Here is a 24,421-nt window from a genome sequence, read left to right as displayed (position 1 = left end):
GGCTCAGCGCCCCTTGAAACTTGGCGTGCGTTTTTCCATAAAGGCGCTGACGCCTTCGCGATAATCCTCGCTGCGCCCGGCCAGGCGTTGCAGGTCTTTTTCCAGTTCCAGCTGTTCGTCAAAGGTGTTGCTCAGGCTGGCGTTGAGACTGCGCTTGATCAGCGCCAGGCCGTAGGTCGGCTGGGTGGCCAGGTGACGGGCCAGGGTCAGGGCTTCATTGCGCAGTTCGGCATCGTCAACGCAGCGGTAGATCAAGCCCCATTGCTCGGCCTGTTCGGCGCTCAAGCGGTTACCCAGCAACGCCAGCGCCTTGGCCCGGGCCATGCCTACCAGGCGCGGCAAAGTCCAGGTACCACCGGAGTCGGGGATCAGGCCGATCTTGCAGAACGCTTGGATAAAACTCGCCGAACGCGCAGCCAGCACCAAGTCGCAGGCCAGGGGGATGTTGGCGCCGGCCCCGGCGGCCACGCCGTTCACCGCGCAAATCACTGGCAGCGGCAGGTCACGCAGCTGGCGGATCAGCGGGTTGTAGAACTGCTCGATGGACTGGCCCAGGTCGGGCGCGCTGCTGCCCGGCGCGACGTTACGGTCGCTGAGGTCTTGGCCGGCGCAGAAGCCGCGGCCTTCACCGGTCAGCAGCAACACACGCACATCGGGGTTCTGGCGTACTTGCTGGAGGGCTTCTTTGACTTCGCCGTGCATCTGCGCGTTGAAGCTATTGAGCTGCTCCGGCCGGTTGAGGCTCAGCAGGGCGACGCCGGCGTCGATGGAAAACAGGATGTGTTTAAAGGCCATAGGCATGGCGGCTGCCCTCGGTGCACGCACGGCTTGAGTGCCGGCTCATTATTGGATCGGCCACAGGTGGCCGGTTTTGCCCGAGTATAGCTTTAACGTGATACACAAAATCAAGTATGAAATTGATTTAACGTGTCCTATTTGTGGGTTGTAGCTGTCGGGTTTTGAGGTTTTTTATAATTAAACGCCATATTTTATTGGTGTTTATGACATTTTTTAGCGTTTTGAAGCACGTTGATAAAAGCGATACGATTTTTTGTTCTTTGTGTGTGTCAATCGATGTGATACAAAATAAGTCTGCATGCGCATCGCTTTGCGCCCCCAAGGAATTCTCTATGACGTGCTACAGCCTCAATGGCCTTACTCCGGTGGTTGACCCCACTGCCTATGTGCACCCTTCGGCCGTGCTGATTGGCGATGTGATCATCGGCCCCCATTGCTATGTCGGGCCGCTGGCCAGCTTGCGGGGCGATTTCGGCCGTATCGTGCTGGAGGAGGGCGCCAATATTCAGGACACCTGTGTGATGCACGGTTTTCCGGAGAGCGATACGGTGGTCGAGCGCAACGGCCATATCGGCCACGGCGCGGTGTTGCATGGCTGCCGCATTGGCGAAGATGCGTTGGTGGGCATGAATGCCGTGGTCATGGACGGTGCGCGGATTGGCCCGCGTTCATTCGTCTCGGCCACGGCGTTCGTCAAGGCCGGGTTTGAATGCGCCGAGCAATCCCTGGTGATGGGCACGCCGGCCAGCGTCAAACGCAGCCTCAGCGATGGGGAAGTCACCTGGAAACAGACCGGCACCCGCGAGTACCAGCAACTGGCCAAGCGTTGCCTGGAACAGATGCAGGAGTGCGCGCCCCTGGATGCCGTCGAACCCGACCGGCCACGGGTCAGCGACAGCGGCCTGCGGCCCAAGGGGGCCGCGCTGTGAACCGGCATTGCATGTGCAGGATGGTCACAAGGCCCGCTCGCCGGGTATATTTCAGCCTTTTTTCCTGTCCGGTACGCCCATGTCGTCCCTAGCCCCGTTGAATTCCCTGATCACGCGCTTTCAGGAGCAGACGCCGATTCGCGCCAGTTCGCTGATCATCACCCTGTACGGGGATGCCATCGAACCCCATGGCGGTACCGTCTGGCTGGGTAGCCTGATCCAGTTGCTCGAACCCATTGGCATCAATGAGCGGCTGATCCGCACCTCGATTTTCCGCCTGACCAAAGAGGGCTGGCTGACCGCCGAGAAGGTCGGGCGGCGTAGCTATTACAGCCTCACCGGCACCGGTCGGCGCCGCTTTGATAAAGCCTTCAAGCGTGTGTACAGCTCCACTGTGCCGGCCTGGGACGGTTCCTGGTGCCTGGTGATGCTGACGCAGTTGCCCCAGGACAAGCGCAAACAAGTGCGCGAAGAGCTGGAGTGGCAAGGTTTTGGTGCAATTTCCCCAGTGTTACTGGCGTGCCCGCGCAGCGACCGCGCCGATGTGAACGCCACCTTGCAGGACCTGGGCGCCCTGGAAGAAACCATCGTCTTCGAAACCACCGCCCAGGACGTACTGGCCTCCAAGGCCCTGCGTTTGCAGGTGCGTGAAAGCTGGAACATCGAGGAGCTGGCCACCCATTACAGCGAGTTCATCCAACTGTTCCGCCCGCTCTGGCAAGCCCTGCGCGAGCAGGAAAATCTGCTGCCGTCCGACTGCTTCCTGGCACGGGTTCTGCTAGTGCATGAGTACCGCAAATTACTGCTGCGCGACCCGCAGCTGCCGGACGAGTTGTTGCCCGGCGACTGGGAAGGCCGCGCCGCACGACAGCTGTGCCGCAATATCTACCGTCTGATCTTCGCCAAGGCCGAAGAGTGGTTGAACAGCGCACTGGAAACCGCCGACGGGCCCTTGCCGGATGTCGGCGAGAGTTTTTACCGACGCTTTGGCGGGCTCAAATAACTCGCCATCAACCAAGCAACCTGCTGTGTGTTTTAGCGTGGATCGACGTAGATAATAAAAATAAGCCTGCGTGAGGCCTCACATGACTTCTACAACTGCACATCGCCGTGATGGGTTCGACCAATGGATCCATCAGATCAACCAGATCTGCGGCGCGTTCAACGCACAAACCCTGGGCGATGAATTTTCCGGGCACATCCGCGAATACCACAGCGGTGCGCTCAAGCTCAGTTTTGTCGATGCCTGCCAGGCCCGCTTGTACCGCACACCACGGGAAGTCGCGGCGGGCGAGGGCGGCAAGTACTTCGCGGTGTTCCAACTCGACGGCACCGCGTGCATGGCCCAGGGCGATAGCCGGGTGGCGTTGTCTGCCGGTGATGTCACCCTGATCGACGCGTCGCAACCCAGCGATTTCACTTACAGCGAAAGCTCACGACAGTTGTCGTTGATTTTGCCGTACTCGCTGGTTGAGCAGTCCCTGCGTTTCAACCCGGTCAAGTGTGGGCACCGGATCGCCGCGTCGTCACCCATCGCCACGCTGTCCCACCATTTGATACTGGACGCCACGCGCCAGGCCAACCTGAGCCAGCAGGAAAGCGAGGCCACCCTGGATGCGGTGGTCAGCCTGCTGCGCCCGGCCATCACCCAGTGCGAAGGCGCGGAGGATCCCCACGAGCGGATCTTTCGCAAGACCCTGGGCTATATCGATGAGCACATTCGTTCCGAAGACCTGTGCCCTGAGTTGCTGGCGCGGGAGGTCGGTGTGTCGATGCGTGGGTTGTACCGGATGTTTGCGCGCAAGGGGTTGGTGGTGGCGCGTTACATCAAGAATCGCCGCCTGGACCTGTGTGCTGAATCCCTGCGCCAATCCCGTGCCGAGCAGAAGCTGTCGGCGTTGGGGTATTCGTGGGGGTTTTCGGATTCGAGTTATTTCTCTACGGCGTTCAAGTCGCGCTTCGGTATTTCGCCGGGGGAGTATCGCAAGCAATATGCCTGACTCTCTGTAGGAGCGAGCTTGCTCGCGAAAAACGTCAACGATAACGCGTGAATCCTGGAAGAGCGCGGTGTCTATGAGTTTTTCGCGAGCAAGCTCGCTCCTACACAAAAGCCCTTATTGAGGTGAATTGAGGTTCAGCGTCGGCGTTTCATCAAAGAAGTTCCACGGCTTGAGCAGCACGTGCACCCACTCGGTCGGCATGATCGGCCACTCTTCGGCACGGGCGATGTGGGTGGTGCCGGTGGTCAGCCACACCACGTCGTCGCTGTTCTCGATGGACTGGTCATCCTTGGTGAACTGCCCAAGGCCGGTGTCGGTTTGCGAGCGGTTCGGGTATTTGCCTTCCGGGTACTTCTCATCCGGGTTGTAGCGTGTCACCCACAGCTGTTTGTCCATGAAGCTGAGGCGGTGATACAGCCATTCATCCTTGCCGAAATTGGCGCCCTTGGCCACCGGGTGCGTGCCACCGGCATACGGAATCAGTTGGTAGGAAACTGGGTTGCCGACTTTGTTTTCCTTACTGAAGTTGGTCAGCAAGCGCACGGTGGACGGGTCGAATTTCTGCGCGGCTTGTTGCTCGGTGCTGACCACCCGTTGTTCGGTCTGCATGGTGCTGGTGCGCGGGCCGCCACGCTCGTTCGGTGCAATCACCGGGTTCACTTCCACCAGCGAGTTGCTCTCGCCATCCACGTCCATGTCCAGGCGGAAGTTGTAGATGTGCTGGTGGGTGGTGCCGACGATGTTGTGGTCCAGCAGGGTGCCGTAGCGCGTGTCTTCCTTGGCGCTGGCTTCGTGCATGGTCTTGGTCTTGACGCCCTTGACCGCTTCGATGCCGGTGGCGCCGGCGTCGATACCGATGGTGCCGTTTTGCTGGAAGACCCAGTCGAAGATGTAGTCGTAGTTGCCCACGGTGCTGATCCAGCGAATCACCAGTTCACGGCGCTCGGCGCTGAGGTTGGGCTGGCCCATTTCCTGGTGCTTGTATTCCGGCCCTGCGTAGCGCTCGAACACCGCGATGGCGTGGGGGATGGTGGTGGGTGCGCCGGTGTAGTCGGCGATGGTCGCGTCCAGCAGCACGGCGTTTTCCGGGGCGTCTTTGCCACGGGCAATCGGCGAGGTGAGGGTGCCCATGCCGTAGTCGCCCGAGTCCAGGTAGGCTTTGAAGTACCAGCCAGCGTCCGGGTCGCCGTAGGGTACGATCATGCCGCCCAGGTTGCCTTCGTACATGATCTTGCGTTTCTTGCCTTTGTCGTCATAGGTGACGGTGGACAGGATCGGCCCCACGCGTGAGTCCAGGCGCACGTGGAAGTCCCAGTTCTGCCAGTGGATGCTGTTGCCGGTGATGGTGTAGTTCTTGCCTTCGGGCTCGATGATCTCCAGCGGCTTGAGCGCCACGCCCTTGCGGCCACGACCGTCATAGGGGGTGGGCTTCATTGGCACCGGGACCACAGCGCCGTCTTCGATCTTGATCAGCTTTTTCTGTTCAAGGTCGACCACCGCCACCAAGCCTTCAATCGGGTGCGCCCAGTAGTTGCCGTCGCCGGTGTCGAGGTAGCTGACGATCTTCAGCAGGCGCTTGTCCTGGGTCAGCCCATCCTTGCCATCGAAGTAGCCGACGGTCAGCGGCGTGGCCACCACCTTCTTGATATCGGTAATGCCGCGCTTGGCCAGCGCCTGGGCGTAGTCGGCGCTGGTTTCGATCACCGATTGCACGGTGGCGAAATCATCCAGCAATACCATGCCGTGGGCGCCTTCAATCGGCTTCCAAGACAGCAGGGTCTTGCTGTCCAGGTCGACCTGCCCTTCGATCACATGCTTGCCATCGAGCACCACGATATTGGCCTGGCGCGACTGGGTGGGTTTTTGCCCGCTGTAGATGAAGTTCCACACCTGGTCCTTGGGCGGCGTGTGTACCGAGACTTCGGTGAAACGGAAACCCGGTTTGTAGTGCTCGGACTTTTTAATGATCTCGACAGCACTGTTGATCTCATCCGCGCTCAGCGGGTTGAGCGGGCTGGGGCGGGTCTCGATGACAAAGGTCTTGTCCAGGCCAGACTGGAACACCTGGTTGATAAAGTCCTTGGACATGTAGGCCGTCTTGCCCTTGAACACCACCGGCACCGGCAACTCCATGCGCTTGCCATTGAGCACGGCCACCTTGCTGTCGGGCTTGACCTTGACGTAGGCCCCGTCCTTGGCAATCACGAACACGTTGGCGTAGTCGTCCCACTTGACCGAGGCGCCGAATGCTTCGAGTGTCGATTGCAACGGCACCATTTCAGCGGCACCACCATGGGCCTGCGCGGTTGACTGCAAGCCAGGCAGGCCGAAGGTGCCCAGGGCGATGGCCAGCGCGAGTCGGGCCAGGGGCGTTCTTTTGAGCAAAGCGGTGGGCGAGAGCATTTCTGAGTTCCTTGAGGTGAACCGAGGACAGGTCAGGTAGCACTTTGCTACAGCGGATAGATTGATGCTTTTGGATTCTCGCCAAAATCCTTGTGCTGCGTGCCTGAATGGCACATAGGGGGTGAATAGGCGCTGACAGGTACGCCACTCCAGCGGACCTGAACCGGATCACTAGATATCTGAGGTGTTTGGGGAGGGGTGGAGGGGCGCGAGGGGGCAAGTGCCGGGCAAAACCTCCCACCGCCACCTCTGCAGCTGAATGTAACCGCGGTGACTCGTCGATCAGCAGAAAAGCTGAGCCACCGAAAGCAGGCAAATCACTTGGACAATCACTTGGGCCCGAATGGGATGTTTCATCGCAACTACCCTCTTTTACAACTGCGGGTGGGAGTGCCGTGAGCGATGTAAAGAACCGCGCCAGACAGTTCCAGAATGGCAATGCCGTCCTGGATCGCCTGCAACACATGCAGCTGTTCCAAAGAGTATAGGTGCTGCAACGAATTCGTCACGATTGCGCTGTTCAGCGGTACTTGCGGCTGCCGTTACAACTATCTGCCCTGCACCATTGCACTTTTTTTCATTTGCCTGATCTATCTTTGTCCCAGTCCCGCCGATCTCCCGCGTGGGCAGATGAACCAGATCGGGTGCCGATGGATCGCACGTTTCCTTTTTTGAACGTTATACGCATGCACCGGCCACTGCTGCTGGCTGCGGTGTTGATGCTGTGTGCCGGCGGTTGTACCCAGCAGCAGGGGCGGGATATCGCCAAGCAGTTCAGCAATGGCAAGCCTGATGAGTTCTTTCAGACCAGCGTCGATCGCATGGCCACCCTGGGCATGCGCGACAACCTACAAAGCTTGTATCTGCTGATGAACAAGCTCTATCTGCGCAACCCCAGCCAGTGGCGTCAGTCCGGTTATCCGGATGCAGTGACGGCTGCACGAGAGATTCGCCAAGCCATCGAACAACGTCGATCCCTGCCGGCCCTGGGAGACCGCCGTGACCTTGCGGCGTTGAGTTACTCCCTGAGCCCGGAATTCAAGGGCGATCGGGTCGGGGCGTTTATCTACGCGATTGGCAGCATGCTGGTGACCGCCCACGGGGGGCGCACCGAGTTCTACATGACCGATTCAATCAACCCGCAATTTGTCAGTAACGCCGCGCGCAATATCGAGAAGGCCACCTGGCTGCTCAGTAAACGCCAGGATGCCAACGGCGTGTTGTTGCTGTTCTCCAACGAGATCTCGGAGGAGGGCAGCAACTTAAGTTTTGCGGTCGAGTTCGGCAAAATTGTTGCGCGCCTCGACCTGTTGACCCAGATGCTGGATGAGCGCTACCGGCGCATTGGGCTCAACTATGCGCAAAGTTTATTGCTGATGAATTTCTTGCCGGTGCAGTGACAGGTCGAGCCGCTAGGACCTTCTGGTGCGCTGTTTCTCTTTCCCGTGTAGGACGCGGCCTATCTTGTATTCCGACGCTTGAAACACCCTTCGGTGCGCAATAGCCTCGGATTTTTCCGAAGAAAGGAGGCTTCTACCATGGGTAAGCGAAAAACGGTTTGGCCCACTGATCACGAAGTCCGCCTGCGCTTTATCCTTCTCGCCGTGATCGACACTGCGAGTGTTGAAGGTGTGTGCTCGGAGTTGGTGTTATCGGCGCACAAACTGCTGGCTGATTCACCCACGCAGGCGCAATTGCTCAAGGCGCTGGGCTGTATCCTGGCCACCGATGAAATGCAAGGTTTCCGGTTCCCCCTAGGGTCGGAAGCAGAAGAATTCATGCAGGCGCTGGAAAAAACTACCCCTTAGTTTCACGGCTTGTTCCTGTTTTTTTGCGCGTACCCGAAGACAGTCTCGAGTCTATTCTTTACGGAATACGCGCTTCCCCCCTCCCGGCTTATGCCATTTCCGTCTACGGCGGAGCATTCCAAAAACGACGCGATACTTTTCTATAACCGACCTGTCGGTTTTACGTCGACTCTTTATAACTCACTGAATTTAAACGAAAAAATATTATTCATATTGTGTTTTATCTGAATTCTATATGTATACAGAGAAAATACATTCTATTGACCGGCACTTTTGACCATGCGAGTCTCAGTTGCACAGGCAGCCTTTACCGGGGCTTGAAACTAAAAAAACAACGTAGAACGAGGCGCGCCATGAAGAAATTTTGGAAGACCGTTTGTGCGGTTGCGTTAGTAGGTATGGTCGTACTTCCGGTCCAGGCTGAAGAAAAAACCATCACCGTCGGCACCATGTCGTGGGAAGACTTGACGCCGATTACCGGCATCACCAAGAAAGTTTTGGAAAACGCCGGTTACACCGTGAAAGTTGTGGAATTCTCCGAGATCGGCATCGCGTACGCCGCGTTGACCAAGGGCGATGTGCAAGTCCTGGCCTCGCAAACCGATTACGCCACCCAGGATTACTGGAACAAGAACAAAAACCGTCTGGAAAAACTCTCCCCAGTGTCCTACGGCTTGTACCAGGCCATTGCGGTGCCCAAGTACGTTGATATCGATTCCCTTGAGCAACTCAACGACAACGCCGACAAGTTCAGCGGCAAGATCATCGGCATCGAACCCGGTTCAGGCTTGATGAGCGACGCCAACAAAGCCGTGAAGGACTATGGTTTCAAGCTGCAATTGCTTGAAGGCAGTACCGCTGCCATGACCGCCGCCCTCAAATCCGCCGTCGACCGTAAAGAATGGGTGGCCGTGACTATCTGGGAGCCGTCGTGGATGGCTCAGAAGTTCGACCTCAAGTTTCTCAAAGATCCAAAAGGCTCCTTTGCACCGCCGCAGGCTTACTACTGGATCGGGCACAAAGGCTTCACCGCCGAATACCCCCACGCCCGTGAAGTCATCGCCAGCGTGTACGTGCCATTGGCCGATATCACCGCCATCAACGGTGTGGTCAAGGACGGCAAGACCATGGATGAAGCCGTCGCCGGCTGGGCCGACAACCACGCTGACTTGATGAAGCGCTGGGCCAATATCAAACAATAAGCTTCGATGTTTTTTTGCCACTGCCAGGTACGGATAACGCGTTCTGATCAATTAGAAAAACCAGTCCAACTGGTTCAATAGGCTTAAGAATGACAACGGTCAAAATAGACACCAACGAAGTGCTTGTGGATTGCCAGTCGGTCTGGAAAATCTTCGGTCAGAATGCCAAGGCGGCGATGGAAGCGGTGGTCCATAAGGGCCTCGGCAAAACCCAGGTCCTGCAGGATTTCAGCTGTGTGGTCGGGGTATCGGATGTGAGCCTGCAGGTTCGCCGCGGTGAAATCTTTTGCATCATGGGCTTGTCCGGCAGTGGCAAATCAACCCTGATCAGGTTGCTCAACAAATTGATCACCCCCAGCGCCGGCAAGGTGCTGGTCAAGGGTAAGGACTTGTCCGCCTTGTCCCCCGCGCAATTGCGCGATGTACGGGCAAAAAATATTGGCATGGTATTCCAGAGCGTGGCACTGCTGCCTAACCGCACTGTGCTGGAAAACACCGCCTTCGGCCTGGAAGTACAGGGCGTCGGCAAGGCTGAACGCTACGCAGTGGCAGAACGTGCGTTGGCCAAGGTCGGTTTGACCGACTGGGCCTCACGCTACCCCAGCGAATTGTCGGGCGGCATGCAGCAAAGGGTTGGACTGGCGCGGGCACTCACCGCCGACCCCGAAATTATCTTGATGGACGAGCCGTTCAGCGCCCTCGATCCATTGATCCGCCGTCAATTGCAGGACGAATTCCGCCAGCTCACTAAGGAGCTGGGCAAATCCGCCGTGTTCATCACCCACGACCTGGAAGAGGCGATCCGCATCGGCGATCGAATTGCCATCATGAAGGACGGGGTGATTATCCAGGTAGGCACCGCCGAAGAGATCGTGTTGAACCCGGCGGATGACTATGTAGCCGAATTCGTCGCGGGCATTTCACGCCTGCACCTGGTCAAGGCCCATTCGGTGATGACGCCGATTGCGCGCTACACCCAGGCCTTCCCGCTGTGCGACTTTTCACGGTTGACCCAGACTTCGCCAGACACCGATATCGATGCACTGATCGGCCTGACCATGCACGCCGACCTTGAACCACTGGCCGTGGTCGAGCACGGTGTGGTGATCGGTGTGATCACCGCCAAGGACCTGCTGCGCGGCGTGCAGGGCATCCCCAACGAGGCCCAGGCCATCGCGCCCGTGCTGGAGACCTCGCCATGAGCACCCCGGACTTCTCGGTGCAATTCGATGCCGCCGTGGACTCGGGCCTGATGTGGCTGCAGGACAACGGCGAGGCGTTCTTCGAGGGGGCTAACGCCGCGTTGACCGCCGTGTTCAAGGGCGTGCAATGGTGCATTGCAGCGCCGCCGTTCTACGTGATTGCCCTGGTGATTGGCCTGTTGGGCTGGCGCATGGTGGGCGCGCGGTTTGCCGTGTTATCGGCGTTGGCGTTGTTGGTGTGCAGTTTTATCGGCCTGTGGCCTGAAACCGTCAGCACCTTGGCGCTGGTACTGACGGCGACCTTGCTGGCGCTGTTGGTGGCTGTGCCGTTGGGCGTACTGGCAGGGCTTACGCCAGCGTTCGACCGCGTCGTCGACCCGTGCCTGGACCTGATACAGACACTGCCGCCTTATATCTACCTGCTGCCGGCTATCGCCTTGCTGGGTTACGGCCCGGCCACCGCGTTGCTGGCCACCTTTATCGTCGCGGTGCCACCGGCATTGCGCCTGACCTCCCTGGGCATCCGCATGACCCCCAAGGAGTTCGTCGAACTGGGGGATGCCAGCGGCGTCACGGGCCTGCAGATGTTCTTCAAGATCCGCCTGCCATTCGCCATGCCTAGCATTATGGCGGGGGTCAACCAGAGCCTGATGATGGCGTTTGGCATGGTGGTCATCGCCGGCATCGTCGGCTCCGGTGGCCTGGGCGAAACCATCTATGGCGCAGTGCGCACCCTGGATATCGCCAAGTCGATCAATGCCGCCCTGGCCATCGTTATTCTCACCATGATCCTCGACCGCCTCGCACAAGCCGCCGCACAGTCGCGGATGGGAGCAAGCCAATGAACCTGACGGATTTCCGTTTTTCGCCGGGCGCATTCCTGGCACCCGCCATCGATTGGTTGAACGCCAACCTGCATGGTTTGTTTGTGGTCATCAGCAAGATCATCGAGACCACGCTGGGCGCCATCGAGACCACATTGCTCGCGCCCCATGCGTATGTGCTGATCGCCGTAGTGGTGCTGGCGGCGTGGGTGCTGGCCAACTGGCGCGTGGCGTTATTTGCTGGCGTGATGTTGGCGTTTTGCCTGTTTGCCGGGCTGTGGGTAGCGTCGATGCAGACCATCGCGCTGGTGTCGGTGGCGGTGCTGATTTCGGTCAGCGTGGCGTTCCCGCTGGGCATCCTGGCGGCGCGGGTCAAACGTGTGGATGCGGCGCTGCTGCCGATCCTCAACATCATGCAAACCGTGCCGCCGTGGGTGTACCTGATTCCCGCCGTGATGCTGTTCAGCCTGGGCCGGGTGCCCGCGATCATCGCCACCATCGTGTATGGCATTCCGCCGATGCTGCGCCTGACCACCTTGGCGTTCAAGCAATTGCCCAAGGACTTGCTGGAGTTGGGTCAGGCCATGGGTGCCTCGCCACGGCACATCCTGTTCAAGATCGAGTTGCCCACGGCGGCTCCTACGCTGCTGGTGGGGTTGAACCAGTGCATCCTGCTGTCGCTGGCGATGGTGGTACTGGCTGGATTGGTCGGTGCAGGCGGGCTTGGCGCCGAAGTGACCCGTGGCTTGACCCGCATGGAAATGGGCCTCGGTTTGCGTGCCGGCCTGGCGATTGTGGCAGTGGCGTTGTTGCTTGATCGCCTGTCACGCGGCGCGTTGCAGCGCCAGGCACGGCGAACATAACGTGGTAGCACGACGTCAATTCAGCGATGCCATGCAGTGCAAGAACCTGCGCTACCTCAACGATCATCACGGCCAGGAGGTGCGCAAGGCGCGGGCGGGGTTTGTGCTGTTGGAGCATTTTTCCCTACCGGCCTTCACCCAGGCGTTGGACACCATCGTCACCGCCAACCTGCTGCGGCCCGAGTTGTTCGCCACCCAGACCTTTGGCCTGACGGCAGACGAAATTACCAGCGACCTGGGCTTGGTGATCCGCCCCGATGCGCGCTTGACCCTTTCGGCAGTGCTCGACCTCGACCTGTTGGTGATCTGCGGCGGTTACCGCACGCCGCTGCGCTACAACGATGAGCTGAGCGTATTGCTGGGCGCGGCGGCGGAGCAGGGCGTGGCCTTGGCCGGAGTGTGGAACGGCGCGTGGTTCCTGGGGCGGGCAGGGTTGCTGGAAGGGTATCGCTGCGCGGTTCACCCGGAGCACCGTCCTGCCTTGGCCGAGATCGCCCGGCTGACCCATGTGACGAGTGAAGCCTACGTGGTGGACCGCAATCGCCTGACGGCATCGAGTCCCACCGGGGCCTTCTATATGGCCCTGGAATGGATCCGCAGCCTGCATGGCAAAAGCCTTACCGATGGCATCGAAGACATCCTCGCGTTTGAAGCCTCGCGGTTTCGGCGCGTCAAACCGATGTTGAACGTGTCGGTGAGCGGCCCGCTGCGGGAGGTGATCAACCTGATGGACGTGAACCTCGAAGAGCCGCTGCAAATGCACGACCTGTGCCTATACGCCGGCCGCTCGCGGCGCCAGATCGAGCGCTTGTTCAAGGAGCAACTGGGCACCTCGCCGCAGCGCTACTACATGGACCTGCGCATCACCGAAGCACGGCGCCTGTTGCAGCACACCTCGCTGACCATCGTCGAGGTGTCGGTGGCCTGCGGGTTTGTTTCCCCCAGCCACTTCAGCAAGTGCTACAGCGCCTATTTCGGGCATCGACCCTCGAAGGAAATCCGCCTGGTCAAATAGCCCAAAGGCCACGTGGGCAAAGGGCTATAGCTGATGTTTATGTTGTGTATTTTAATTGTAGACACAAAGTATTTTGTTGTTTTATAGTGCGAATACAGGTAGTAGACCGTGTGCACTTACTACTAGGAAGGTTTCACCATGGCTACCAAAGAACTCAGCACCCCGGCTCCTGTCGAGCCAACCCTGGACCGCAAGGCTGTTTTGGGTGAAGCGCTACGGCGCCGCATCCTCAGCATGGAGCTGGCACCGGGGGCCGTGGTGGACGAGTTGGCGCTGTGTGATGAGTTCGGTTTGTCGCGCCCACCGGTGCGTGAACTGATGCGGCAGATGGCGGCGGAGGGGTACATCGACCTCGAAGCCAACCGCGCTGCACGGGTGTCGGCAATGAGTTACCAGTCGCTGCGCAGTTTCTTTTTGGCGGCGCCATTGATCTACATCGCCACCACCCAGTTGGCCTGCTCCCACGCAACGCCGGCCGAGATTGTGGAGCTGAAGCGGATACAGGCTTTGTTTCGTACGGCCATCGACGAAACCGATGTCGAGAACCGTGTGTTGTACAACGACGAGTTTCACCTGCAGATCGGCAAAATGGCCCACAACGCCTACCTGATGCCCAGCTTGCAGCGCTTGCTGATCGACCACGCCCGCTTGGGCAAGATCTTCTACCGCCACCCGACCACGGTGGATATGCAAGAAGACCTGGAAGTGGCCGCCCAGCAGCACGACGACATGATCAGCGCAATTGAACACCACGATCCGGTCTTGGCCGGGGAAATCGTGCGGGCCCACCTCGAACTGTCCCGTCGGCGGATGTCCGAGTACGCGGCGCCCGAAGGCCTGGATGTACCGCTCACCTTCTGACCTGTCGAGACCGGCCAGTGTGACGCGATACAACCGGGTAGCTGTTAGCTCTAACAACTATAAAAGAACCCAGGTCGCGAACATGGCACTCATTAGAAACACCCCGGCAGACGATTCAACCTGTGGCTGGTTTCACCTCAGCCCACCACGCGTGGCCCGGCCACCGCACATGGGTACGCGAACCGCGCGCTGGGCCGTGGTAGGGGCGGGGTTCACCGGCCTTGCGGCGGCGCGCCAGTTGGCGCTGAATTTCCCGGACGACGAGATCGTGCTGATCGAAGCGCAGGAAGTCGGCTACGGCGCTTCCGGGCGCAACGCCGGCTTTGCCATCGATTTGCCCCACGACATCGGCGCCGAAGACTATATCGGCGACATCGCCACCGCCAAGATCAGCATGGAACTCAACCTCGCCGGGCAATCCATGCTGCGTGCGCTGGTGGACCAACACGGCATCAACTGCCAGTGGCGCGATTGCGGCAAGTACCAGGCTGCCATCGAGGACCGTGGCATCGCTGTGCTGGATGCCTATCGTCGTGGTCTGGACAAACTTGGCCAGCCGTATCAAGTGATCGAAGGCGACGAATTGCCCAGCCGCATCGGCACCCGTTTCTATCGCAAGGCCCTGTTCACCCCCGGCACCGCGCTGGTGCAACCGGCGGCGCTGGTCAAAGGCCTGGCAGACACCTTGCCGGCCAACGTCACCCTCTACGAAAACACCCCGATTACCGAAGTGGAATACGGCGACAAAACCGTGCTGATCCACAAGCACGGCCGCATCGTCGCCGACAAGCTGGTGCTGACCAACAATGCGTTCGCCATGAGCTTCGGCTTTCTCAAAAGCCGCATGCTGCCGATCTTCACCTACGCCAGCCTGACCCGCCCGCTGGACGAAGAAGAGCAAGCGCGCCTGGGTGGCGACCCGTTCTGGGGCGTGATCCCCGCCGACCCGTTTGGCACCACCTTGCGCCGCACCGTCGACAACCGCTTGCTGGTGCGCAACAGCTTCAGTTTTAACGCCGATGGCCGCAGCAATCCCAAATACCTGCAGCGGTTTGTGAAGCGCCACAAAGCGTCTTTCGACCGGCGCTTTCCGCTGCACCGCGAGGTCAATTTCGACTACACCTGGGGCGGTTCCCTGAGCCTGTCGCGCAACCACATGGCGCACTTCGGCGAGTTGGCCAAAAACGTCTACGGCGCCCTGTGCTGCAACGGCCTGGGCGTCACCCGCGGCACCGTCACCGGCACCTTGCTGGCTGAATGGCTGGCGGGCAAAAGCAATCACCTGGTGGACTTCCTGTTGACGTCCCCAGGCCCGAGCAGAAACCCACCGGAGCCGCTGCTATCAGCGGGTGTAAACATGAACTTGCTATGGGGGCAAAGCCGCGCCGGCCAGGAAAGCTGATTCGCACCACTCAAGAGACGTAATACCGAACTTAATCTATTGATCGGAAAACAGCAGGCGTATTAGCGACTGCGGTTTCTGATTGAGACGGCTTTCATTCGCCTGGATTTCAAGTGTGCGTTGTACCCGGCGAATGAACGAAGCGAAGTAGGAGATAATAATGACAAGTCCGAATGCCTCAGTTGAGGATGTACCTCTTAATAACTTTCACCGTTTGCTCACGGCCCGTTCGGGCGGTGGTTCTTTCGTCGATGGTTATGTTTTAAGCATTATCGGCATTGCGATGCTGCAAGTAACCGGCGCACTGGAACTGACCGAGTTCTGGCAGGGGCTTATTGCCGCGTCTGCCTTGATCGGTGTGTTCTTCGGCGGTTTCATCGGTGGTTGGTTGACCGATAAGTTGGGGCGCAAGAAAGTGTATTTCATCGGCCCCTCGTTATTTATCCTGTGTTCCCTGGCGCAGTTCTGGGTCGAGTCGGCGTGGGTGTTATTCGCCTTGCGATTCATCATTGGTTTGGCGGTGGGTATTGAATACCCGGTGGCCACTTCGTTGTTGGTCGAGTTCCTGCCGAAGAAACAACGCGGGCCACGGCTCGCCGCACTGACCATCCTGTGGTTTGCCGGTGCTGCGTTCGCCTATGTGGTGGGCAACGCCATTATCAATACCGGTGCCGACGACGCTTGGCGTTATGCCTTGGCCAGCGCTTCGGTGATTGGCCTGGTGTTGTTCGTATTGCGCCTGGGCACCCCGGAATCGGCCCGCTGGTTGCTCAGCAAAGGCCGCGATGCCGAAGCCGAACACGTGATCAAACGCGTCTACGGCCCGCACTACTCGCTGCGTGACCTGCCGGAGCAACCGGACGAACGCAAGATGACCTTCCGCGACCTGCTGCGCTCGGGTTACGGCAAGCGCCTGTTTTTTGTCTCGGTGTTCTGGTCCTGCTCGATTATCCCGGTTTTCGCCGTGTATGCCTTCGCGCCCAAAGTGCTGCAAGCCCTGAACCTCAAAGGCGAGTGGGCCTCCTACGGCTCGATGTTTATCACCTTGCTGTTTGTGGTCGGTTGCGTGCTCGCCACGCGGCTGATCAACACCATCGGCCGACGCAGCATGCTGATCCACAGCTTCCTGTGGTCGGGCCTGGCGCTGTTGTTGCTGGCGGCCTTCTCCAACAGCCATGAGCTGCTGGTGCTGTGCCTGTTCGGCGCCTACGCCGTGTTCATCGGTGGCGCGCAAGTGCTGCAACTGGTCTACCCCAACGAATTGTTCCCCACCGAAATCCGCGCCTTTGCCGTGGGTATCGGCACCTCGCTGTCGCGGGTCGGCGCTGCGGTGGGCACTTACCTGGTGCCGCTGTCGCTGACCTCCATCGGTATCGGCAACACCATGTACGTCGCGGCTGGCGTGACCTTTGTCGGCCTGGCAGCCGCCTGGGCCATGGCCCCTGAAACACGCTCATTGAACTTGCGGGACGCAGCGGCATTGAGCAGCTGAACGAAAAAAACCACCCCTTTTATTGTTGGAGAAACACCCATGAAATTTGAAGGCATCTACACCCCGGCAATCACCCCGTTGACCGCCACCGGCCAGATCGACACTGCAGCCTTCGCCGAAGTGCTGGAATACCTGATCGAATCCAAGGTGCACGGCATCATCATCGGCGGCTCCACCGGTGAGTACTACGCGCACACCTCCCAGGAGCGCATTGACCTGGCCGCCCACGCCAAGGAAGTCATCGGCAACCGCGTGGCGCTGATCGTCGGCACTGGCGCCATCCGCACCGAAGACTCGGTGGAATACGCCAAGGCTGCCCGCGCCATCAAGGCCGATGCGATCTTGGTGGGTTCGCCGCCGTACGCACTGCCCACCGAAGAGGAAAACGCCATCCACGCCCTGGCTGTAGACAAGGCGGCTGACCTGCCGATCATGCTCTACAACTACCCGGGCCGCATGAGCGTGAGCATGGGCAACGAATACTTCAAAGCCGTATCGGCCTCGAAAAACGTCGTGGCCATCAAAGAAAGCTCCGGCGACATGGGCCAAGTGCACCGCCTGGCCACCCAGTTCCCGAACATCGCGCTGTCCTGCGGTTGGGATGACCAAGCCTTGGAATTCTTCGCCTGGGGCGCCCGCAGCTGGGTGTGTGCCGGTTCCAACTTCGTACCGCGTGAACACGTGGCCCTGTATGAAGCCTGCGTGATCGAAAAAGACTTCGACAAAGGCCGCAAGATCATGGGCGCGTTCATGCCGCTGATGGACTACCTCGAAGGCGGCAAATTCGTCCAGGCCATCAAGGCCGGCTGCGCCTTCAACGGCCTGCGCACCGGTAGCGTTCGCGCACCGCTGCAACCGCTGACCGAAAGCGAAAACCAAGCGCTGCAAACCGTTATCACCAACCTCAAGCGTGACGTTGCGCACATTGTCGGAGGTGCATGATGACTCACCTGCTCACCGCCGCCGAATACGCCGCCATAGCCAAGGACATCCAGTTTCCCACCCAGTCCTTCATCAATGGCGCGTTGCACACCTCTGCCTCGGGCAAGACCTTCGCCACCACCAACCCGGCCACTGGCGAGTTGCTGGCTGAAATCACCGCGTGCAACAGCGCTGATGTGGATTACGCCGTGGCTTCGGCCAAGCAGGCCTTCGACGATGGCCGCTGGCACAAACTCAGCCCCGGCACGCGCAAAAAAGTCCTGCTGCGCTTTGCCGACCTGCTGGAACAGCACTCCCACGAACTGTCCGTGCTTGAGAGCCTGGACAGCGGCAAGCCAGTGCGCGAGTGCCAGCTGACCGACGTGCCGGAAACCATCCACATGATCCGCTGGCACGCCGAGCTGATCGACAAGATCTACGACAACACCGCGCCGGTGGGCCACGACGCCCTGACCCTGGTGGTGCGCGAAGCCATCGGCGTGGTCGGCCTGGTGCTGCCGTGGAACTTCCCGCTGCTGATGCTGGCCTGGAAAATCGCGCCGTCCCTGGCGGCCGGTTGCTCCATCGTGGTCAAGCCTGCCAAGGAAACCACCCTGACCGCGCTGCGCGTGGCCGAGCTGGCGTCCCAGGCGGGCATTCCCGACGGCGTGTTCAACGTGGTCTCCGGTGGCGGTCGCGAAGTGGGTGAGCCGTTGGGTCGCCATATGGACGTGACCATGGTCAGCTTCACCGGCTCCACCGACACCGGTCGCCTGTTCCTGCAATACGCGGCCGAGTCCAACCTTAAGCGCATCGTGCTGGAACTGGGCGGCAAGAACCCGGCCGTGGTCATGAACGATGTGGCCGACCTGGACCTGGTGGCCGGGCATATCGTCAACGGTTCGTTCTGGAACATGGGCGAGAACTGCTCGGCGTCGTCGCGCCTGATCGTGCACGCCGATATCAAGGACGAGTTGCTCAAGCGCATTGGCGTGCAGTTGCAAGATTGGAAAATGGGCAGCCCGTTGGACCCGGACAACCGCCTGGGCTCTATGGTGAGCAAGGCGCACTTCGACAAAGTCAGCTCGTACCTGGTAAACGCCAGCGAAGGCAACCAGCGCGTAGTGTTCGGTGGCAAGACCGAAGACGGCATCTACGTGCAACCGACCGTGGTCGATGGCGTGAGCGCCGACAGCCTGTTGTTCAAGGAAGAGATCTTCGGCCCGGTGCTGACCGTCACCACCTTCAACACCCTGGAAGAAGCCGTCAGCCTGGCCAACGACACCATCTACGGCCTGGCCGCCTCGGTGTACACCGACAACCTGCGCAACGCGATCAAGCTGTCCCGCGAGATCCGCGCCGGTATCGTCACCGTCAACTGCTTCGGCGAAGGCGATGCCTCGACACCGTTCGGTGGCTACAAGCAGTCCGGTTTCGGCGGGCGTGACAAGTCCATCTGGGCCCATGACCAGTACACTGAAATCAAGACCATCTGGATCGACACGTCCGAAGGTTAACCACACCAGGCGCCCCTCTACAAAGCTCCACGCAAGCGGCGATTGGGGCGCCTCTCTCTCAACCGGGTCAACAATAAGAAAGCCACGGCCCAGCTCGTTTTCGCGAAGCTCTTTTCATGACTGCCTATCGTACTGCCCTTACTTCTGCCCACGTCACCGCAATACTGTTTGGCTTGACCGGAATTTTTGGCGCGCTGATCCATGCCAGCGCCAGTGTGATCACCTTCGGCCGTGCGGCGTTTGCCATGCTGGCTTTGGCGGTGTTCGCGCTTCTACAGGGGCGCGCGTTGCTGCGCGGCCTGAACCGCAAGAAACTCGTTGTCTACTTCATCTCGGGGCTGATGCTGGCCGCGCACTGGGTCACGTTTTTTATCGCAATCAAAGTGGGCGGGGTGGCCGTGGCAACCCTGGGGTTTGCCAGTTTCCCAGCCTTTATCACCTTGCTCGACATGGCAGTGTTCCGCGACCGGCCGCACCTGGCCGAATCGCTGTTGCTGCTGCTGGTGACCCTTGGCCTGGTGTTGGTCACGCCGTCGTTCGAACTGGCCAACCAAGGCACTGTGGGATTGCTATGGGGTATCGCCTCCGGCTTGTCGTTCGCCTTGCTAGCAATGACCAACCGCCGCGCCACCGATGGCCGTAACGGCGTGCAAGTGGTGTTCTGGCAGAACGCGACCGTGGCATTGATCATGGCGCCCTTTGCCCTGTTCGACCTGGTGGAGCTGGGGCCTATGGACTGGACCAACCTGGCCATCCTCGGCGTGCTCTGCACCGCAGTGTCCCAGGCGTTGTTCGTCAAAAGCCTCAAGGGCCTGAATGCGCGCAGCGCCGGCATGATCATTTCGCTGGAGCCGGTATACGCCATTGCCTGCGCCTGGTGGCTGTTCCACGAGGCGCCGTCGTACCGGATGTTGGCGGGTGCGGCGTTGATTGTGTTGGCGATTGTGCTGTCGGCTCAGGGCAAAGGCCACGGACCGCAACCGGCCACGGGTTGAGTCGCGGTTTTTTTGCCGATGGTTAGATCGATTATTTCCTTCTGATTGGTCGGCATAATTCTTTCGAATATCCATAACGCCGGTTATCACCTTTGAATGGACGGGGAGGGCGTTATCGCGACGGAATACCTGTTATCGCATCCGTTTGGGCTGTTTTGTTCGACTAAGCTCTCCCCCGAGCATCCAATCCTGCTGCTCTGTCGCCGTCTTGCGCCGCCGCCGGGCGTCTCTAGAATCGGCGCCAGAACTTAGCCATTTCCTGTCGATTACGGAGTTTCGAACATGATGAATGCAATGCAGATGCCGATGAACACCACCATGCCGATGATGCCAATGATGGGCATGCCGATGATGATGGCCACCATGACCTGCAACATGGCCGGCGACGCCATGATGTGCACCATGAAACCTGCCGCTGGCATGGACATGGCTCAGTTCAAGACCAACGCCGAAATGATGGCGATGATGATGAACTGCGGCATGCCGATGATGATGCAGTGCGCCAACCTGTCGATGATGTGCATGTCGGCCGACGCCATGAAGATGATGAAGGACATGAACATGCCGATGATGGCCATGGGCATGCCCATGAACTGCATGATGGAATGCACCCTGATGGGTGACAGCATGCAGTGCAAAATGATGCCAATGCCCGGCATGAGCATGGCCATGATGGAAAACTGCTGCATGCTCATGAACAAACTGATGAACGACTGCGCCATGCCGATGATGATGAGCTGCAACGGCATGCCGATGATGTGCTGCACCTGCTAACAGGACGCACACAAAACAACCTGTTGTGGCGAGGGAGCTTGCTCCCGCTGGGCTGCGCAGCGGCCCCAAAATATTGGGAGCGCTTCGCACTGGAGCGCCAGCCCGTTCCAGCGGGAGCAAGCTCCCTCGCCACAAGTAGTGGTTAGTCCAGGCGTTCGGGGTAGGTGATCACCAAGAACGCCACGGCCTCGCTGTCTGCGGGGTTGCGGTAGCGGTGGGGCTGGTCGGCGTAGAACAGAATCGAATCGCCGGTGGAGAGCAGGTAGCGTTCGTCATTGACGCTCACCTCCAGCACGCCTTGGGCCACCACCAGGTTTTCCTGGATGCCAGGGCCGTGGCCTTCGGAGACTTCTTCGCCCAGCGCCCGCAGGCGAATCTCATAAAATTCCGATTGGCGCGCCGTGTCATAGGGGAACAGCGCACGGCTGATAAACGCGCCATCGGCACTCACCAGGCGCTTGCTCTGTTGCGCCGGCAACACCTCCACACCTTCAAAGGCGCGGTCCTCCAGAAACGCCGCCACCGACACCTTCAACCCCTTGGCAATCTTGCACAGCACCTTGATCGACGGCACGCTGCGCCCGGACTCGATCTGCGCCAGCATTGCCCGGCTTACGCCGCAGGCCCGTGCCAAGCCGTCCAGTGACAGATGGCGCTTGCTGCGCAGGCGTTGCAGGTTGTGGGCGACGCACAGGCTGATCACATCGTCGTCGGTGTTGGGTTTGGGCAGTGGTTCGGGTGGTTCAGGCAGCACATGCAGGAAGTTCATCGGCCTTAAGCCCGGCGCGTGTCACTGGACGCTGCGGCCTGTGCGGTAAACACCGCAAGCCCGGCACGCGCCGCGTACATCGCCCACATCAGCTCAGCCGCGGCGCGCGCCTGGCGGCGTTTACGGTGGAGCGTGAAGTCGATGACGGTGGCGGATGTTTGCATGGGGGCGGTCTCGTGGGGCGTGGTGAACTCAGTGGCTCCACAGTAATCGTTGGCGGTTATTTCTTTAAATACTGAGTTTGCATGTGGTCATTCGATTTTGGACTTAGAAATAATCCTGGTCCGACGTTGTTGTGGGAAAGCTCTGGTCCGTTAATAAGGAGTGACTTGGCGTGCCTCGCTGCCATCCCATCCCATGCCCCCCGAATCCCAAGGACCTGCCCGATGCTGTTGCGCCAACCTCCGCTGCTGTTTGCCGCCCTGACTTTGAGTTCACTGGTCCACGCCGAAGACCTGCAGCTGGCCCCGGTGGAAGTCACCAGCAGCGAAGCCAGCGCCGCCGAAGTCGCCCAGGCCCAACTCAAGAGCGTGCCCGGCGCCACCAACTACATCGACATGAACAGCGTGCAGCAGGGGCGGGTCAGTACCAACGAAGACGTGTTCAAGTACCAGGCCGGGGTCTACGCCAAGGCGGCGAACAACGAAGGCATCAAGCTCTCCATTCGCGGTTCGGGCCTCAACCGCAGCCCCGGCGCCCACGGTTCCGGTTTGTACGAGATGTTCGACGGCCTGCCGCTGACCGGCCCCGGCGGCACGCCCTACGAATTGAAAGTGCCGCTGTGGCAAAGCCGCGTCGAGGTGCTGCGCGGCGCCAACGGCTTTGACCAGGGCGCACTGGCCCTGGGTGGCGCGGTCAACTACGTGACCCGCACCGGCTTTGACGCACCCAAGCTGCAACTGCGCTACGAAGCGGGCAGCAAGGGCTATGCCCAGCGTGAGATCAGCTCGGGCCAGGTGTTGGGGGATGCCGATTACTACATCAGCCTCACCGACTCCGAATCCGATGGCTACCAGCGCCAGAGCGCCGCTACCGGCAAGGGCTTCGCGGCTAACTTCGGCTACCGCTTCAGCCCCGAACTGGAAACCCGTTTCTATATCCGCTACCGCGAAACCACCAACGACACCCCTGGCAAACTCACCCGCGACCAGATCAGCCACGATCCACGCGCCGCCAACAGCCTCAACGCGGCCCGCGATTCCAAGCGCCTGGAACCGGGCTCCACCTGGATCGCCAACAAGACCACCTTGCGGCTGGACGACAATTCCCGCCTGGAATTCGGCCTGGCGTACCACGACTACCCGATGGACCTGCGCGAAGGGACTATTCGCCTGAAAGTCGCCTATACCGACATCAGCAGCACCCTCAACTACATCCGCGAGGACACGCTGTTCGGGCATGACAGCAAGACCACCGTTGGCTTACGCACTACCCAGGCGATGCCCAATAACGGCGGTTCGGAATACGTGCGCATTCCGGGCGCCTACGCCCCCGGCACCAAGACCCGCGACTACAGCTACCTGGGCTCCGACACCGTGCTGCATATCGGCAACGACCTGGAACTGGTGCCTGACCTGTGGCTGACCACGGGGCTTGCGGCGATCTACACCCGCCGCGAAACCGAAGTGAGTTACCCAGAGACGGATGCAAAGGTGAGCCAACATGCCTGGGACTACGCGCCGCGCATCGGCCTGCGCTATGACTTCACCCCGCAATTGCAGGTGTACGGCAACCTGAGCCGAGCGGTTGAGCCGCCGCACGCGTGGTCGATGATCTGGGGTTCCAACAAGTACTTCACGAGCGGCCCGGCCAAAGGGATGGCACGTGAAGGCATCAAGCTAAAAAACCAGACCGCCACCACCCTGGAAATCGGCGGCCGTGGCGAACAATGGTTCGGCCAATGGGACCTGGCGCTGTACCGCTCCGAAGTGCGCCACGAACTGCTCACCGTGGAAACCCAGGCCCAAACCTCCACCACCAACGCCATCACCGCCGAAAACAACGCCAGCCCCACCGTGCACCAAGGCGTCGAACTGAGCCTGCTCAGCCCACTGTGGGAGGGCGGCCGCAACGGTCGGGTGGCCTTGCGTCAGGCCTACACCTACAGCGACTTCCACTACCGCGACGACGACCGCTTTGGCGGCAACACCTTGCCGGGCATCCCCAAGCACTACTACCAGGCGCAAGTGCGCTATAGCCATCCGACCGGGTTCTACACCAGCCTCAATACCGAACACGCGTCCAAGGTGGCGGTGGACTACGCCAACTCCTTCTACGCCGCGTCGTACACCCTGCTGGGTGCGACCTTTGGTTATGACGCGCCCAAGCAGGATTGGCAGGCATGGGTTGACCTGCGCAACCTGACCAACAAGCGCTATGCCAACACCGTCACACCGGGTTACGACGACAAGGGTGTGGACATGGCGCGTTCCACCCCAGGCGATGGCCGAGGCATCTACACCGGCGTGTCCTGGGCCTGGCGCTAACAGAAATGTGGGAGGGGGCTTGCCCCCGAAGCTCTGGCTCTGGCTCTGGCTCTGGCCCCCCGGTGTCAGGGTAGTTGTCGTGTCCTCCCCTTTTTAAAAGCAATTCGGGGGCGGCAAGAGTATGGTCATGCCTTTCTACTCAGAAGAACGTAAAGCTGCG

The 24,421-nt window shown here is 59.9% G+C and carries 22 protein-coding genes; 18 read left to right on the top strand and 4 right to left on the bottom strand.

Translation table 11 applies throughout. From position 1 onward, the window contains the following. Positions 1-3: 3 nt before the first annotated feature. Positions 4-795: a 2-(1,2-epoxy-1,2-dihydrophenyl)acetyl-CoA isomerase PaaG gene (gene paaG / locus ACLD1Y_RS08255; protein ID WP_429477617.1), complete on the bottom strand. Its 792-nt coding sequence runs from the start codon at positions 793-795 to the stop codon at positions 4-6. Positions 796-1,130: 335 nt separating this feature from the next. On the opposite strand from paaG, the gene paaY reads away from it, so the two are divergent. The 3 genes from paaY (at position 1,131) to feaR (ending at position 3,727) form a co-directional block, all read left to right on the top strand. Further along, a complete protein-coding gene (gene paaY / locus ACLD1Y_RS08250; RefSeq protein WP_429477123.1) occupies positions 1,131-1,727 on the top strand; it encodes a phenylacetic acid degradation protein PaaY in 597 nt (198 codons plus the stop codon). 79 nt (positions 1,728-1,806) lie between these two features. After that, on the top strand, positions 1,807-2,730 hold the full coding sequence (paaX, locus tag ACLD1Y_RS08245; RefSeq protein WP_429477121.1) for a phenylacetic acid degradation operon negative regulatory protein PaaX: 924 nt from the start codon (positions 1,807-1,809) through the stop codon (positions 2,728-2,730). Positions 2,731-2,812: 82 nt separating this feature from the next. After that, positions 2,813-3,727, top strand: a complete 915-nt coding sequence (feaR, locus tag ACLD1Y_RS08240) for a transcriptional regulator FeaR (RefSeq protein WP_429477119.1) — start codon at positions 2,813-2,815, stop codon at positions 3,725-3,727. A 114-nt stretch (positions 3,728-3,841) separates the two neighbouring features. Here feaR and tynA read toward each other — a convergent pair whose 3' ends face one another. Continuing rightward, on the bottom strand, positions 3,842-6,130 hold the full coding sequence (gene tynA, locus ACLD1Y_RS08235) for a primary-amine oxidase (RefSeq protein ID WP_429477117.1): 2,289 nt from the start codon (positions 6,128-6,130) through the stop codon (positions 3,842-3,844). A 686-nt stretch (positions 6,131-6,816) separates the two neighbouring features. On the opposite strand from tynA, the gene ACLD1Y_RS08230 reads away from it, so the two are divergent. The 14 genes from ACLD1Y_RS08230 (at position 6,817) to ACLD1Y_RS08165 (ending at position 21,006) form a co-directional block, all read left to right on the top strand. Beyond that, on the top strand, positions 6,817-7,530 hold the full coding sequence (locus ACLD1Y_RS08230; protein WP_429477115.1) for a hypothetical protein: 714 nt from the start codon (positions 6,817-6,819) through the stop codon (positions 7,528-7,530). Between the two features lie 138 nt (positions 7,531-7,668). Next, on the top strand, positions 7,669-7,938 hold the full coding sequence (locus tag ACLD1Y_RS08225; RefSeq protein WP_429477113.1) for a hypothetical protein: 270 nt from the start codon (positions 7,669-7,671) through the stop codon (positions 7,936-7,938). Between the two features lie 353 nt (positions 7,939-8,291). Beyond that, positions 8,292-9,140, top strand: a complete 849-nt coding sequence (locus tag ACLD1Y_RS08220; protein ID WP_429477111.1) for a glycine betaine ABC transporter substrate-binding protein — start codon at positions 8,292-8,294, stop codon at positions 9,138-9,140. Between the two features lie 89 nt (positions 9,141-9,229). After that, positions 9,230-10,342, top strand: a complete 1,113-nt coding sequence (locus tag ACLD1Y_RS08215) for a quaternary amine ABC transporter ATP-binding protein (protein WP_429477109.1) — start codon at positions 9,230-9,232, stop codon at positions 10,340-10,342. Further along, positions 10,339-11,187, top strand: a complete 849-nt coding sequence (locus ACLD1Y_RS08210) for an ABC transporter permease (RefSeq protein WP_429477107.1) — start codon at positions 10,339-10,341, stop codon at positions 11,185-11,187. Before ACLD1Y_RS08215 ends, ACLD1Y_RS08210 begins: the two co-directional genes overlap by 4 nt. Further along, the gene (locus tag ACLD1Y_RS08205) at positions 11,184-12,029 is read left to right on the top strand and encodes an ABC transporter permease (RefSeq protein WP_429477105.1); all 846 of its coding nucleotides are present in this window, start codon (positions 11,184-11,186) and stop codon (positions 12,027-12,029) included. Before ACLD1Y_RS08210 ends, ACLD1Y_RS08205 begins: the two co-directional genes overlap by 4 nt. A 1-nt stretch (position 12,030) precedes the next feature. Then, the gene (locus tag ACLD1Y_RS08200; protein WP_429477103.1) at positions 12,031-13,044 is read left to right on the top strand and encodes a GlxA family transcriptional regulator; all 1,014 of its coding nucleotides are present in this window, start codon (positions 12,031-12,033) and stop codon (positions 13,042-13,044) included. A gap of 138 nt (positions 13,045-13,182) precedes the next feature. Further along, positions 13,183-13,905 (top strand): GntR family transcriptional regulator, encoded by a 723-nt coding sequence (locus ACLD1Y_RS08195; RefSeq protein ID WP_429477101.1) that lies wholly within the window; start codon positions 13,183-13,185, stop codon positions 13,903-13,905. An 82-nt stretch (positions 13,906-13,987) separates the two neighbouring features. Beyond that, on the top strand, positions 13,988-15,307 hold the full coding sequence (locus ACLD1Y_RS08190) for an NAD(P)/FAD-dependent oxidoreductase (protein WP_429477099.1): 1,320 nt from the start codon (positions 13,988-13,990) through the stop codon (positions 15,305-15,307). A gap of 160 nt (positions 15,308-15,467) precedes the next feature. Further along, positions 15,468-16,799 (top strand): MFS transporter, encoded by a 1,332-nt coding sequence (locus ACLD1Y_RS08185; protein WP_429477098.1) that lies wholly within the window; start codon positions 15,468-15,470, stop codon positions 16,797-16,799. A gap of 39 nt (positions 16,800-16,838) precedes the next feature. Then, complete coding sequence (locus ACLD1Y_RS08180; RefSeq protein ID WP_429477096.1) at positions 16,839-17,741, top strand: dihydrodipicolinate synthase family protein; 903 nt, start codon at positions 16,839-16,841, stop codon at positions 17,739-17,741. Then, positions 17,741-19,237: an aldehyde dehydrogenase gene (locus ACLD1Y_RS08175; protein ID WP_429477094.1), complete on the top strand. Its 1,497-nt coding sequence runs from the start codon at positions 17,741-17,743 to the stop codon at positions 19,235-19,237. Before ACLD1Y_RS08180 ends, ACLD1Y_RS08175 begins: the two co-directional genes overlap by 1 nt. A 116-nt stretch (positions 19,238-19,353) precedes the next feature. Continuing rightward, a complete protein-coding gene (locus tag ACLD1Y_RS08170) occupies positions 19,354-20,232 on the top strand; it encodes a DMT family transporter (protein WP_429477092.1) in 879 nt (292 codons plus the stop codon). A 282-nt stretch (positions 20,233-20,514) separates the two neighbouring features. Next, positions 20,515-21,006 (top strand): hypothetical protein, encoded by a 492-nt coding sequence (locus tag ACLD1Y_RS08165; RefSeq protein WP_429477090.1) that lies wholly within the window; start codon positions 20,515-20,517, stop codon positions 21,004-21,006. A 142-nt stretch (positions 21,007-21,148) separates the two neighbouring features. On the opposite strand, the gene ACLD1Y_RS08160 is transcribed toward ACLD1Y_RS08165, so the two are convergent. Together ACLD1Y_RS08160 and ACLD1Y_RS08155 are read right to left on the bottom strand one after the other, a co-directional pair. Then, positions 21,149-21,775 carry a helix-turn-helix domain-containing protein gene (locus ACLD1Y_RS08160; RefSeq protein ID WP_176995578.1) on the bottom strand — a complete coding sequence of 209 codons (627 nt, stop codon included), beginning with the start codon at positions 21,773-21,775 and terminating at the stop codon, positions 21,149-21,151. 5 nt (positions 21,776-21,780) lie between these two features. Next, positions 21,781-21,939, bottom strand: a complete 159-nt coding sequence (locus tag ACLD1Y_RS08155) for a hypothetical protein (protein WP_236418504.1) — start codon at positions 21,937-21,939, stop codon at positions 21,781-21,783. A 222-nt stretch (positions 21,940-22,161) separates the two neighbouring features. Here ACLD1Y_RS08155 and ACLD1Y_RS08150 point away from each other — a divergent pair, with 222 nt between their 5' ends. After that, positions 22,162-24,261 (top strand): TonB-dependent receptor family protein, encoded by a 2,100-nt coding sequence (locus ACLD1Y_RS08150; protein ID WP_429477087.1) that lies wholly within the window; start codon positions 22,162-22,164, stop codon positions 24,259-24,261. The last annotated feature ends 160 nt before the right edge of the window (positions 24,262-24,421 follow it).

The sequence above is a fragment of the Pseudomonas sp. 18175 genome, assembly GCF_050432925.1.
Taxonomy (GTDB): domain Bacteria; phylum Pseudomonadota; class Gammaproteobacteria; order Pseudomonadales; family Pseudomonadaceae; genus Aquipseudomonas.
This window is presented reverse-complemented; position numbering and strand designations above follow the sequence as displayed.